We start from the raw sequence: 13,172 nt of genomic DNA, 5'->3' as shown, positions 1-13,172 counted from the left end.
GAAAAGAGCTGAAAACTGGTGAAACAATTCTTTTTGGAAGTAACAAGAATCCATTATCCTGCGGACCGGTGCAGGGGGGTTAGACCATGGTCGTAGTCACAAATGGTTACGATTGACTTGTCGGTCATGGTCTGGCGCTAATCGCGCATCCGCGGATTCCGGGCGTTCGATCCGGAACCAAAGACGCACAAGAATTAGAAAACGAGAGGAGCGAAGCATGAACAAGTCCACCTTGGCCCTGGCTGTGGCCGTTGGGGTATTGGCGCAGCAGGCAGGCGCCGCCGGTTTTATCGAGGACAGCAAGGCTACCTTGGGTCTGCGTAACTTCTACATCAACACGGATAACCGTGATTCGGCTGCTACTACGAACAAATCCGAAGAATGGGGCCAGGGTTTCGACCTGCGCTTCATTTCCGGCTACACCCAAGGCACCGTCGGTTTCGGTATCGATGCCATCGGCCTGCTGGGTATCAGACTGGATTCGGGCGGCGGTACCAACGGTGCCTCCAATAACAGCTATGGCGGCACGGTTTTCCCGAGCAAGTCCAACGGCGAAGCAGTGGATAACTTCTCCAGCCTGGGCCTGACCGCCAAGGCGAAGATCTCCCAGACCGAGCTGAAGCTGGGCACCCTGCAACCAAAACTGCCAGTCATCGTGACCAACGACGGTCGTCTGCTGCCGCAAACCTTCCAAGGTGGTCAGATCACCTCGAACGAGATCAAGGACCTGACGCTCGTCGGCGGCCAGATCGAGCACGCCAAGGGTCGTAACTCCAGCAACAACGAGGAGTTGTCCATTGCCGGTGCGAACGGTCGTACCGCCAGCGGTCGCGACAGCAACAAGTTCATCTACGGTGGCGGTGACTATAAAATCACCAAGGACCTGACTGCCCAGTACTACTACGGCAACCTGGAAGATTTCTACAAGCAACACTTCCTGGGCCTGGTGCACAACTGGTCCATCGGTCCTGGCGTGCTGAAGTCCGACCTGCGTTATTTCAACAGCCGCAGCGACGGCGCCAACGGTCATGATTCCACCTACTACACCACTGGCTACTATGGCGGCAGCGTCACCAAGGGCAAAGTCGACAACAACCTGTACAGCGGCCTGTTCCTGTACACCGTTGCCGGTCACACCTTTGGCGGTGGCTACCAGGCCAGCAACGGCGACAGCGATTTCCCTTGGCTGAACCAGGGTGACGGTTCGTCGGCTTACCTGACCACCGACATGCAAATCGCCAAGTTCGCCCGTGCCGGTGAACGTACCTGGCAGGGTCGCTACTCGTACGATTTCGCCAAGCTCGGTGTTCCTGGCCTGACCGCTGGCGTCATCTACCTGCGCGGCGACAACATTGACCACGCCACCGGTGACAAGACCGAGTGGGAACGTGACATCACTGTTGGCTACGTCGTACCGGAAGGTCCGCTGAAGAACGTTGGCGTCATGTGGAAAAACGCTACCTGGCGCAACGACATCCCAGGTCAGCGCGACCAGGATGAAAACCGCCTGATCGTCAGCTACTCGATCCCGCTGCTGTAAGCAACGCGCTCGCCTGACGAAAAAAAGCCCCGCCCGGCAATGCTGTTCATTTAAGGCAACCGACAAACCCGTGGCGAGGGAGCTTGCTCCCGCTGGGCCGCGAAGCGGCCCCAAAACCTGCCCAATGCGGAGCATCAGGCATACCGCACCCGCCGGTTTACGACTGCTTCGCAGCCGAGCGGGAGCAAGCTCCCTCGCCACAGGTCTCCATCATTTTTCTTAAGTTAACAGCGTTGATGCGCCGGGCGGGGCTTTTTGTTTTTCGGGTCAGGTAGCGGGATCCTTCTCGTATTCCCGCACCCTGGCGACACAACGCTCAATATTCGCCTCTTTGTTGATCAGTAATCATCGACCGTACACGCTGCCTTCTTCCTGAATATCTTTGAGCAATCCCGCTCGAGCCTCATCGAGAGCGGTTTTTTCGCTGAGGATAAAACATTCGAACAACCCCGCCTGTACGTCTCTGGCCCAAAGCCTCCGACCACGGGTCAGGATCTGGTACTGCATCACCGTCGTTGCCGCCCGTAAATCAAGCAGATCCACTGGGCATCCGGCTATATCCGCCAAGTCTCCGGAAAGTTGCCATAACAACACGGGGTCGACCTGACCGGACCAGAGAACAGCCAAATCGACATCACTGTCAGGCCCGGCGATGCCCTGTGCATGGCTGCCGAACAGGTAAACCGCCAGCAGTCCAGGGAGGTGGTTTTGCAGGTGAGTCAGCAAGGCTTGAGTGTTCATGCTGCCTATCCTAGCCGCTCGTCCTGAAATCGCGTCAATAATTTCCGTAGTGTGGGTACAAAACAAAAAAAGCCCCGCCCGGCAACACGCCGGGCGGGGCTTTGCGTTTTCGAGTCGGGCCCACCCCTGTAGCCTTCCTCGAATTTCTCCTCTTTTCAGCAAATCGAGGCCTTCTCGAACCTCGCTGGCGATCTTGTGCCGGTATGCGGAATGGCGCCAGTGAACAGTTTTTTATATTCACTAATGATCTAGATAAATGGATATTCATTCTTTTTAAAGCAATCGAAACCGGTGCAAAGTTTGGGCTCACAACAACTCATCCAGGAGCCGCACCATGAGCCTCAGACTCGGCGACATCGCCCCCGACTTCGAACAGGATTCCAGCGCCGGCAAGATTCGCTTCCACGAATGGCTCGGTGACAGCTGGGGTGTACTGTTTTCCCACCCGGCGGATTTCACGCCGGTATGCACCACCGAATTGGGCCTCACGGCCAAGCTCAAGGACGAGTTCGCCCAGCGTGGGGTCAAGGCCATTGCCCTCTCGGTGGACCCGGTGGACTCGCACCACAAGTGGATTGAGGACATCAACGAGACCCAGAACGCCGTGGTCAACTTTCCGATCCTGGCCGACGCCGACCGCAAGGTCTCTGACCTGTACGACCTGATCCACCCCAACGCCAGCGACACCTTGACCGTGCGCTCGTTGTTCGTGATCGACCCGAACAAGAAGATTCGCCTGACCATCACCTATCCGGCCAGCACTGGTCGCAATTTCAACGAGATCCTGCGGGTGATCGATTCCCTGCAACTGACCGACAACTACAAGGTCGCCACCCCGGCCAACTGGCAGGACGGCGATGAAGTGGTGATCGTGCCGTCGCTCAAGGATGAAGAGGAACTCAAGCAGCGCTTCCCCAAGGGCTACCGCGCGGTGAAGCCTTACCTGCGCCTCACACCGCAGCCTAACCGTTGACGCAACACCTGAACTGATCTGTAGGAGCGAGCTTGCTCGCGATGGCGGTATATCAGTCGACATGGATGCCGGCAGATCCAACGCTATCGCGAGCAAGCTCGCTCCCACAGGAGAGATGAGAACACGGTGCACCAAGGGTTTTGGCCGTTTCGACGGCCTTTTTTATTGCGCCAAGGAAAGTGAATTGCATATCCCTTAATCGCATAACCAAATGAACAAATATGATTTAAAGATATATAAATCCCCTGTTATGGTTTGCCCCATGCAGCGAGATCGCCCGCCGCGAATCGCAAGTGACAGTTAAGGAAGGGTAGGCATGTTGGTCGTCTCACTCGGTGGCAGTCCCAGCCAACGCTCCCGCTCCGGGGTGCTGCTGGAGCGCTCGCAACGTTGGTTGCAACAGCAAGGTGTGGAGGTGGTGAGCTATCAGGTGCGCGATTTCCCGGCCGAAGATCTGCTCCATGCCCGTTTCGACAGCCCGAAGGTTATCGACCTGCTCCAGCAGATCGAAAACGCTGACGGCCTGGTAATCGCCACGCCGGTGTACAAGGCGTCTTTTTCCGGCGCGCTGAAGACCGTGCTGGACCTGCTGCCTGAACGAGCCCTGGCTCACAAAGTGGTGTTGCCCATGGCCACCGGCGGCAGCATCGCCCATATGCTGGCGGTGGATTACGCCCTTAAACCGGTGTTGTCGGCGCTCAAGGCCCAGGAAATGCTCCATGGGATTTTTGCCGAAGACAGTCAGATCGCTTATGGCGAAGGCAGTGCCCAGGCGCAATTGACGCCGGCCCTGCAGCAGCGCCTGGACGAGGCGCTGGAACAGTTTTACAGCGCCATGGCCCGTCGGCCCAGGCCGTTGGACCCTCATGTATTGAACGAACGTTTGCTGAGTGCTCGCTGGAGCATTTGAACCCCGGACACCATTGATTCAACTCACCTTACTCAGCCGCTAACGGCCCAGCAGGTGCAGCCAAAACCCCACAGCAAAAAGGAGAGGCGCCATGCGCACTGTCATTTTGCGTCGCGGGCTGGTCGCTCTGTTTGCTGCGGCTGTGTCCCTCGGCGTCATCACCCAAGCTCAAGCCGAGACCTTGCGGATCGGTTATCAGAAATACGGCACCCTGGTGCTGCTCAAGGCCAAGGGCTCGTTGGAGAAGCGCCTCGCCGCCCAAGGCGTGGACGTGCAATGGACCGAATTCCCCGGAGGTCCGCAGTTGCTGGAAGGCTTGAACGTCGGTTCCATCGACTTTGGCGTGACCGGTGAAACGCCGCCGGTGTTTGCCCAGGCCGCGGGCGCCGACCTGCTCTATGTCGCCTACGAACCGCCGGCGCCCACCAGTGAAGCCATCCTCGTGCCCAAAGGGTCGGCGATCCAATCGGTGCAAGACCTCAAGGGCAAGAAAGTCGCGCTGAACAAAGGTTCCAACGTCCACTATCTGCTGGTGCGGGCGCTGGAAGACGCCGGCCTCAAGTATTCCGACATCCAGACGGTTTTCCTGCCGCCAGCCGATGCCCGTGCCGCGTTCGAACGGGGCAGCGTAGACGCCTGGGTGATCTGGGACCCGTACCAGGCGGCCGCCGAACAACAGTTGCAGGCCCGCACCCTGCGTGACGGCAAAGGCATTGTCGATAACCACCAGTTCTACCTCGCCACAAAACCTTATGCGCAAAAGAATCCCCAGGTCATTACCGCCCTGGTGGAAGAGGTGCGTGCCGTAGGGGAGTGGTCCAAGGCCAATCCTGAAGACGTGACCAAACAGGTGTCGCCGCTGCTCGGCCTGCCGGCGGACATCACCCTGACCTCGGTGAAACGCCAAGGCTACGGGGCGCTGTTCCTCACGCCGGAGGTGGTGGCGGCGCAGCAGAAAATCGCCGACAGCTTCTACCAGCTCAAATTGATTCCCAAGCCCTTGAGCATCAAGGACGTGATTTGGACGCCGCCGGCGGCCGTTGCGAACGCGCAGTAATTCGATCCCTTAGGAGACCACTCCATGAGCCTCAATATTTTCTGGTTCCTGCCTACCCACGGCGACGGCCATTACCTTGGCACTGCCGAAGGCGCCCGCGCCGTCGATCACGGATACTTGCAGCAGGTCGCCCAAGCGGCGGATCGACTGGGTTTTGGCGGTGTGTTGATCCCCACCGGGCGTTCCTGCGAGGACTCCTGGCTGGTGGCCGCTTCATTGATTCCCGTGACCCAGCGCCTGAAATTCCTCGTCGCCCTGCGCCCCGGGATCATTTCCCCGACGGTGGCGGCACGGCAGGCCGCGACCCTCGACCGGTTGTCCGGCGGGCGGGCGCTGTTCAACCTGGTGACCGGCGGCGACCCGGATGAATTGGCCGGTGACGGCCTGTTCCTTGACCACGAGCAACGCTACCAGGCCTCGGTGGAATTCACCCGGATCTGGCGCCGCGTGCTGGAAGGCGAGACCGTGGATTACGACGGTGAGCACATCAGTGTGAAGGGCGCCAAGCTGCTCTATCCGCCGATCCAGCAACCGCGTCCGCCGCTGTATTTCGGTGGTTCGTCGGAAGCCGCCCAGGACTTGGCGGCCGAGCAAGTGGAAATGGTGCTGACCTGGGGCGAGCCGCCGGCAGCCGTTGCGCAGAAAATCGAGCAGGTACGCGCCAAGGCCGCGAAGCTGGGCCGTACCGTACGCTTTGGCATCCGTCTGCATGTGATCGTGCGGGAAACCAACGCTGAAGCCTGGCAAGCGGCGGATCGGCTGATTTCCCACCTGGACGACGACACCATCGCCCGGGCCCAGGCTTCCCTGGCGCGCTTCGATTCGGTGGGCCAGCAACGCATGGCCGCCCTGCACGGTGGCAGTCGCGACAAACTGGAAGTCAGCCCCAATCTGTGGGCCGGTGTCGGCCTGGTACGCGGCGGTGCCGGCACGGCGCTGGTGGGCGATGGCCCGACCGTGGCGGCGCGGGTCAAGGAATACGCCGACCTAGGCATCGACACCTTTATATTTTCCGGTTATCCCCACCTGGAAGAGTCCTATCGCGTGGCGGAACTGCTGTTCCCACACTTGGACGTCGAGCGCCCGGAGCTACCGAAAAGCCAGGGCTATGTGAGCCCGTTCGGTGAAATGGTCGCCAACGACATCCTGCCCAAAGCCGCGTCCCAGAGCTGAGGCGGCCATGAAGAAAATCATCCACAACCTCGCGCCCTGGGCGGTGCCGCTGCTGTTGCTGGCGGTCTGGCAACTGTCAGTGTCGGCCGGTTGGTTGTCCACGCGGATCCTGCCAGCACCCGTGGCGGTAATCGAAGCCGGGGTCAGCCTGGTGCGCAGCGGCGAGATCTGGACGCACCTGGCCATTAGCGGTTGGCGCGCAGCGGTCGGTTTCTTGATCGGCGGCGGCATCGGCCTGGCCCTGGGCTTCATCACCGGCCTGTCAAAATGGGGCGAGCGCCTGTTGGACAGTTCGGTGCAGATGATCCGGAACGTCCCGCACCTCGCGCTGATTCCGCTGGTGATCCTGTGGTTCGGCATCGATGAGTCGGCGAAGATTTTCCTGGTGGCCCTGGGCACGCTGTTTCCGATCTACCTCAACACCTACCACGGTATCCGCAACGTCGACCCGGCGCTGGTGGAAATGTCCCGCAGCTACGGATTGTCCGGCTTCAGCCTGTTTCGCCAGGTGATCCTGCCGGGCGCCTTGCCTTCGATCCTGGTGGGCGTGCGCTTTGCCCTGGGTTTCATGTGGCTGACGCTGATCGTGGCGGAAACCATCTCGGCCAGCTCCGGTATCGGTTATCTGGCGATGAATGCCCGTGAGTTCCTGCAAACCGACGTGGTGGTGCTGGCGATTCTCCTGTACGCCGTGCTGGGCAAGTTGGCCGACCTGGCCGCCCGTGGGCTTGAGCGGGTCTGGCTGCGCTGGCATCCGGCGTACCAAGTGAACAAGGGAGGTGCCGCATGACCGCCCAACAACCTCCGCGCCTGCTACGTGGCATTCCGCTGGCGGTGCGCAACCTGCAAAAAACCTTTGGCACGCGCCAGGTATTGCGTGACATCGACCTGCATATCCCGGCCGGGCAGTTCGTGGCCGTGGTCGGTCGCAGCGGTTGCGGCAAAAGTACCTTGCTGCGGTTGCTGGCGGGCCTCGATCAGCCCACCGACGGCCAACTGCTGGCGGGCTCGGCGGCCTTGAGTGCGGCGCAACAGGACACGCGGTTGATGTTCCAGGAGGCGCGTCTGCTGCCCTGGAAAAAAGTCATCGACAACGTTGGCCTCGGGCTCAAGGGCGACTGGCGTCCGCAGGCCTTGCAGGCGCTGGAAGCCGTCGGCTTGGCCGACCGTGCCCATGAGTGGCCGGCGGCACTGTCCGGCGGCCAGAAACAACGGGTGGCCCTGGCCCGCGCGCTGATTCATCAGCCACGGCTGTTGTTGCTCGACGAACCCTTGGGCGCATTGGACGCCTTGACCCGTATCGAGATGCAGCAACTGATCGAAAACCTCTGGCAGCAGCACGGTTTCACCGTGTTGCTGGTAACCCACGACGTCAGCGAGGCGGTGGCGATTGCCGACCGGGTGATCCTGATCGAGGACGGCCAGATCGGCCTCGACCTGCCCATCGACCTGCCACGCCCACGGGTTCGCGGCTCTCATCGCCTGGCGAGCCTGGAAACCGAAGTCCTCAACCGTGTGCTGTCCTTGCCCGGCCAACCGCCGGAACCCGAACCCGTTTCACCCTTGCCTACGCAATTGCGTTGGGCGCAATAACTTCATCCAGACAGGAATCGACACCATGACCATCAAAGCCATCAACGTACGCAACCAGTTCAAAGGCACCATCAAGGAAATCGTCGAGGGCGACGTGCTGTCGGAGATCGACGTGCAGACCGCCTCCGGCATCGTCACGTCAGTCATCACCACCCGTTCGGTCAAGGAACTGGAACTGGCGATCGGCAGCGAAGTGATTGCCTTCGTCAAATCCACCGAGGTGTCTATCGCCAAGTTGTGAACGATGCTTGAGCCACAGCCCCGGACGGCGAGAGCCCTTCGGGGCTTTTGGGTTTTAAGGCAGCGCACGCATGCACTTTGTTGAGGTGAGGAGGGGGCCTTTGTGGCGAGGGGATAAATCCCCTCGCCACATGGATCAGGAAGCTTCGCGCTTGGGCAGGTACGGCGGCAGGTACAGCCCCAGGTACGCATCGAACACCCGCATGCCTTCTTCGGCCATGCGTGGGGTGATCTGGCCGTGTTGTTGGACCGACCGGGCGTAGACGCGGTCGCCCAGTTCCATGGCCAGGGCGAACACATCGACGTCGTCGGGCAGGGGCGGCAGGGCGAAATGGTGAGCGAAGACCTTGTGCAGCAAGTCGCTCAGCTCGAGGTCGTGCTGGCGGTCGGCCTGGGTGACTTCGGTCAGGCCGTGCTGGGCCAGGATCAACTGGCGAGCGGCGGCGTCCTGGCTGTAGATGGCGAGCATGCGTTGTTCCACCAGCCTGGACAGGTCGTGCCAATGGTTCAGCGCGGCATGATCGATCGGTGCTTGCAGGCCCGCGCGGAAGGCGGCGTGGACGTCGGCGGTCAGGGCTTCGAGCAGGGCCGGGACGCTGGCGAAGAAGTGGTACACGGAAGAGGGCGGGATCCCGGCGCGCTCGGCGACGCTGTAGATCGACAGGCTGGCCACGCCTTCGGCGGCAAGCAGCGTACGGGCGGCATCGAGAATGGTGTCGATCCGGGCCTGGCTGCGTGCGCGGGGTTTGCGGGGTGTGGCGATGCGCGTCATGGACGTCTCCTGCGGGGCTGCCGGGCATTGTACGCAGAGCGAGCGGATGGTCCATACCCGGACTTGTGAGCAGAGCAACTCCTGTGGCGAGGGAGCTTGCTCCCGCTGGGCTGCGAAGCAGCCCCGAAACCAGCCGCCGCCGTGGTTCAGGTTGACCGCTTCAGCATTTTTGGGGCTGCTGCGCAGCCCAGCGGGAGCAAGCTCCCTCGCCACAATGTTCGGCGGCAGACATAAAAAAAACGCCGCAGGCCATAAGGCCTGCGGCGTTTCTTTTTGACCGCAACCGCTTACACGGTATGCAGGTACCAGTTGTACTCAAGGTCGGAGATGGAGTGTTCGAACTCCTCCAGCTCGCTTTCCTTGCAGGCCACAAAGATATCGATGTATTTCGGGTCGATGTACTTGGCCATGACTTCGCTGTCGTCCAGCTCACGCAGGGCATCGCGCAAGTTGTTCGGCAGGCTTTGCTCGTTCTGCTCGTAGCTGTTGCCTTCCACCGGCGCACCGGGCTCGATCTTGTTGACCAGGCCATGGTGCACGCCCGCCAGCACGGCGGCCATCAGCAGGTAGGGGTTGGCATCGGCGCCGGCGACGCGGTGTTCCAGGCGTACGGCATCGGCCGAGCCGGTGGGTACGCGCAAGGCCACGGTGCGGTTGTCCAGGCCCCAGGTCGGCGAGTTCGGCACGTAGAACTGTGCGCCGAAACGACGGTAGGAGTTGACGTTCGGGCAGAGGAAAGCCATCTGCGCGGGCAGGGTCTCGAGCACACCGCCGATCGCGTGACGCAGTGCGGCGTTCTGCTCGGGATCCTCGCTGGCAAAGATATTCTTGCCGTCTTTATCCAGAATCGAAATGTGGACGTGCAAACCATTGCCTGCCTGGCCCGGATACGGCTTGGCCATGAAGGTGGTGTCCATTTCATGGTCGTAGGCGATGTTCTTGATCAGGCGCTTGAGCAGGACCGCGTAGTCGCACGCCTTGATCGGATCGGCCACGTGGTGCAGGTTCACTTCGAACTGCGCCGGGGCACTTTCCTTGACGATGGCGTCGGCGGGAATGCCTTGCTCCTTGGCCCCTTCCAGAATGTCCTGGAGGCAATCGACGTATTCGTCGAGGTCATCGATCAGGTAGACCTGGGTCGAATGCGGGCGTTTGCCGGAAATCGGCGAGCGGGGCGGTTGTGGGCGTCCATTCACGTTCTCCTGGTCGATCAGGTAGAACTCCAGCTCGAATGCGGCGCAGATGGTCAGGCCCAGTTCATCGAACTTGGTCACGACCTGGCGCAGGACTTCACGCGGGTCGGCGAAGAAAGGTTCGCCTTCGAGTTCGTGCATGGTCATCAACAGTTGCGCGGTAGGGCGCTTCTGCCAAGGCTCATTGCACAGGGTGTCAGGGATTGGATAGCAGATCCGGTCGGCATCACCGATGTCCAGGCCCAGGCCGGTGCTTTCCACCGTAGAGCCATTGATATCCAGAGCAAATAGAGAGGCCGGCAGGTTGATGCCTTTCTCGTAAACCTTGTGGAGGCTGGTGCGTTCTATGCGCTTGCCGCGCACCACACCATTCATATCCGCAATCAGAAGGTCAACGTACAGAACCTCAGGATGTTCCTTAAGGAACGCGTTCGCTTCGTTAAGCTGAACGGCACGCGGGGGTACCGACATGATGCAACACCTTTGTTGTTAAAAATATCAATCATTGATCTCTTCGAAAGCCAGTCAACCCGAACGGCATGCCGAAGTCAAGCAGGGCCTTTTTTGCCCTAAAAAAGCACCTGCGAGGCTTTTTTGGGGCAATTTAGGGCGTTTTTTTCCCTTTAGGGGCCTTGGCGCCCGCAGGCTTGAGCGGGCCGTGTTGTATTTTTTACGGGGGTGTTGTGTAAAAAAATGAACAAGGCTAAGCTCGATTCAAACCCATAACAGCAATAATACCGGGGTGCTTCATGTCTCGCCTGCCGTTAATCGGCGTCACCACCTGCTCCAAGCAGATCGGTCTGCATGCTTATCACACCAGTGGCGATAAATATTCCCGGGCTGTCGCGACAGCCGCCAAGGGCTTGCCAGTGCTGCTTCCGTCCTTGGCGGATCTGTTCCAACCGTCCGATATTCTGGACGCCCTGGACGGTATTCTCTTTACCGGCTCTCCTTCCAATGTAGAACCTTTTCACTACCAGGGCCCAGCCAGTGCGCCAGGCACTGCCCATGATCCTGCACGGGACGCCACTACCCTGCCGCTGATCCGCGCCGCTGTCGAGGCGGGCATCCCGGTGCTGGGCATTTGCCGTGGTTTCCAGGAGATGAACGTAGCCTTTGGCGGCAGCCTGCATCAGAAAGTTCATGAAGTCGGAACCTTCATCGATCATCGTGAAGACGAGACTCAAGCGGTGGAGGTCCAATACGGTCCTGCCCATGCCGTGCATATCCAGCCCGGCGGTGTACTGGCAGGCCTGGGATTGCCTCAATCGATAGAGGTCAACTCGATCCACAGCCAGGGTATCGAGCGCCTGGCGCCAGGGCTGCGGGCCGAAGCAGTGGCGCCGGATGGCTTGATCGAGGCGGTTTCGGTGTCAGAAGGCAAGGCTTTTGCTTTAGGTGTGCAATGGCACCCCGAATGGGAGGTAAGCTCTAACCCGTACTACCTTGCGATTTTCCAGGCATTTGGCGATGCCTGCCGAGCAAGGGCAACACAACGCGACGCGGATGCGTCAAACAACGCCTGACGATTAATAGCAGTCAGGAAACTCACGCCTAGAGGCATTTATGAGTAACAACCTCGACCAGCTCACCGATTGGTTGAAAGACCACAAGATCACAGAAGTCGAATGCATGATTGGCGACCTGACCGGTATCACCCGGGGCAAGATCTCGCCGACCAACAAGTTCATCGCCGAAAAAGGCATGCGCCTGCCCGAGAGCGTGCTGCTCCAGACCGTGACGGGCGACTATGTCGAAGACGACATCTATTACGAACTGCTCGACCCGGCTGACATCGACATGATCTGCCGCCCGGACGAGAACGCCGTGTTCCTTGTGCCTTGGGCCATCGAGCCCACCGCCCAGGTCATCCACGACGCCTACGACAAGCAGGGCAACCCCATCGAGCTGTCACCGCGCAATGTGCTCAAGAAAGTGCTCAAGCTCTACGCCGACAAAGGCTGGCAGCCCATCGTCGCGCCGGAAATGGAGTTCTACCTGACCAAGCGCAGCGACGACCCGGACTTCCCGCTGCAGCCGCCCATTGGCCGCTCCGGCCGCCCGGAGACCGGTCGCCAGTCCTTCTCGATCGAAGCGGCCAACGAATTCGACCCACTGTTCGAAGACGTCTACGACTGGTGCGAATTGCAGGAGCTGGACCTCGATACCCTGATCCACGAGGACGGCACGGCGCAGATGGAAATCAACTTCCGTCACGGCGATGCCCTGTCCCTGGCCGACCAGATCCTGGTGTTCAAGCGCACCATGCGCGAGGCGGCACTCAAGCACGACGTGGCCGCCACCTTCATGGCCAAGCCCATGACCGGCGAGCCGGGCAGTGCGATGCACCTGCACCAGAGCATCATCGACAAGGAAACCGGCAAGAACGTCTTCTCCAATGAAGACGGGACCATGAGCGATCTGTTCCTGCACCACATCGGTGGCCTGCAGAAATTCATCCCCGAGCTGTTGCCGCTGTTCGCTCCCAACGTCAACTCGTTCCGCCGCTTCCTGCCGGATACGTCGGCGCCGGTGAACGTGGAGTGGGGCGAAGAGAACCGCACCGTGGGCCTGCGCGTGCCAGATGCCGGGCCGCAGAACCGTCGGGTGGAAAACCGCTTGCCGGGCGCCGACGCCAACCCGTACCTGGCGATTGCCGCCAGCCTGCTGTGTGGCTTCATCGGCATGGTCGAAGGCATCAGCCCGAGCGCGCCGGTGGTGGGCCGCGGCTACGAACGCCGCAACCTGCGTTTGCCGTTGACCATCGAAGACGCCCTGGAACGCATGGAAAACAGCACCACTATCGAGAAATACCTGGGCAAGAAATTCATCACAGGCTACGTCGCGGTCAAGCGGGCCGAGCATGAAAACTTCAAGCGCGTCATCAGTTCGTGGGAGCGGGAATTCCTGCTCTTTGCCGTCTGAAGCGCCGGGCGGGGCTGCTTCAGGCAGCTTCGCCCTCACCGATTACAGGAGAATT

13 protein-coding genes and 1 pseudogene are annotated in these 13,172 nt (G+C 60.4%); 10 read left to right on the top strand and 4 right to left on the bottom strand.

Features of this window, described 5'->3' with window-relative positions; all coding sequences use genetic code 11:
- Positions 1–217 precede the first annotated feature (217 nt).
- Positions 218–1,540: an OprD family porin gene (locus ACIPQ1_RS04050; protein WP_250965452.1), complete on the top strand. Its 1,323-nt coding sequence runs from the start codon at positions 218–220 to the stop codon at positions 1,538–1,540.
- 270 nt (positions 1,541–1,810) lie between these two features.
- On the opposite strand, the pseudogene ACIPQ1_RS04045 reads toward ACIPQ1_RS04050, so the two are convergent.
- Positions 1,811–1,882 (bottom strand): annotated as a pseudogene (locus tag ACIPQ1_RS04045) (type VII toxin-antitoxin system HepT family RNase toxin); the annotation flags it as partial.
- A gap of 3 nt (positions 1,883–1,885) precedes the next feature.
- Positions 1,886–2,281, bottom strand: coding sequence for a type VII toxin-antitoxin system MntA family adenylyltransferase antitoxin (mntA, locus tag ACIPQ1_RS04040; RefSeq protein ID WP_446533637.1), 396 nt, complete (start codon positions 2,279–2,281; stop codon positions 1,886–1,888).
- 334 nt (positions 2,282–2,615) lie between these two features.
- On the opposite strand from mntA, the gene ACIPQ1_RS04035 reads away from it, so the two are divergent.
- The 7 genes from ACIPQ1_RS04035 (at position 2,616) to ACIPQ1_RS04005 (ending at position 8,228) form a co-directional block, all read left to right on the top strand.
- Entirely contained in the window at positions 2,616–3,254 is a 639-nt protein-coding gene (locus tag ACIPQ1_RS04035) for a peroxiredoxin (protein WP_024617266.1), read from the top strand.
- A gap of 316 nt (positions 3,255–3,570) precedes the next feature.
- A complete protein-coding gene (ssuE, locus tag ACIPQ1_RS04030; protein WP_446533636.1) occupies positions 3,571–4,164 on the top strand; it encodes an NADPH-dependent FMN reductase in 594 nt (197 codons plus the stop codon).
- A 91-nt stretch (positions 4,165–4,255) separates the two neighbouring features.
- Positions 4,256–5,221, top strand: coding sequence for a sulfonate ABC transporter substrate-binding protein (locus tag ACIPQ1_RS04025; protein WP_411385905.1), 966 nt, complete (start codon positions 4,256–4,258; stop codon positions 5,219–5,221).
- A gap of 24 nt (positions 5,222–5,245) precedes the next feature.
- On the top strand, positions 5,246–6,394 hold the full coding sequence (ssuD, locus tag ACIPQ1_RS04020) for an FMNH2-dependent alkanesulfonate monooxygenase (protein WP_109752544.1): 1,149 nt from the start codon (positions 5,246–5,248) through the stop codon (positions 6,392–6,394).
- Between the two features lie 7 nt (positions 6,395–6,401).
- Positions 6,402–7,184, top strand: coding sequence for an aliphatic sulfonate ABC transporter permease SsuC (ssuC, locus tag ACIPQ1_RS04015; RefSeq protein ID WP_411385904.1), 783 nt, complete (start codon positions 6,402–6,404; stop codon positions 7,182–7,184).
- A complete protein-coding gene (gene ssuB, locus ACIPQ1_RS04010) occupies positions 7,181–7,987 on the top strand; it encodes an aliphatic sulfonates ABC transporter ATP-binding protein (protein ID WP_446533635.1) in 807 nt (268 codons plus the stop codon). Before ssuC ends, ssuB begins: the two co-directional genes overlap by 4 nt.
- 25 nt (positions 7,988–8,012) lie before the next feature.
- Positions 8,013–8,228, top strand: a complete 216-nt coding sequence (locus ACIPQ1_RS04005) for a TOBE domain-containing protein (protein WP_003177394.1) — start codon at positions 8,013–8,015, stop codon at positions 8,226–8,228.
- 135 nt (positions 8,229–8,363) lie between these two features.
- On the opposite strand, the gene ACIPQ1_RS04000 is transcribed toward ACIPQ1_RS04005, so the two are convergent.
- Positions 8,364–8,999, bottom strand: coding sequence for a TetR/AcrR family transcriptional regulator (locus ACIPQ1_RS04000; protein ID WP_250965443.1), 636 nt, complete (start codon positions 8,997–8,999; stop codon positions 8,364–8,366).
- 287 nt (positions 9,000–9,286) lie between these two features.
- Positions 9,287–10,663 (bottom strand): glutamine synthetase family protein, encoded by a 1,377-nt coding sequence (locus tag ACIPQ1_RS03995; protein WP_025216023.1) that lies wholly within the window; start codon positions 10,661–10,663, stop codon positions 9,287–9,289.
- A 278-nt stretch (positions 10,664–10,941) separates the two neighbouring features.
- Between ACIPQ1_RS03995 and ACIPQ1_RS03990 the strand changes: the two genes are divergently transcribed.
- Together ACIPQ1_RS03990 and ACIPQ1_RS03985 are read left to right on the top strand one after the other, a co-directional pair.
- The gene (locus ACIPQ1_RS03990; protein ID WP_250964360.1) at positions 10,942–11,718 is read left to right on the top strand and encodes a gamma-glutamyl-gamma-aminobutyrate hydrolase family protein; all 777 of its coding nucleotides are present in this window, start codon (positions 10,942–10,944) and stop codon (positions 11,716–11,718) included.
- A 40-nt stretch (positions 11,719–11,758) separates the two neighbouring features.
- Complete coding sequence (locus ACIPQ1_RS03985; RefSeq protein WP_053126367.1) at positions 11,759–13,117, top strand: glutamine synthetase family protein; 1,359 nt, start codon at positions 11,759–11,761, stop codon at positions 13,115–13,117.
- Positions 13,118–13,172: the final 55 nt, after the last annotated feature.

The sequence above is a fragment of the Pseudomonas sp. LARHCG127 genome (genome assembly GCF_052871455.1).
The sequence above is the reverse complement of the archived record's forward strand: the minus strand, read 5'-3'. Positions and strand labels throughout refer to the sequence as shown.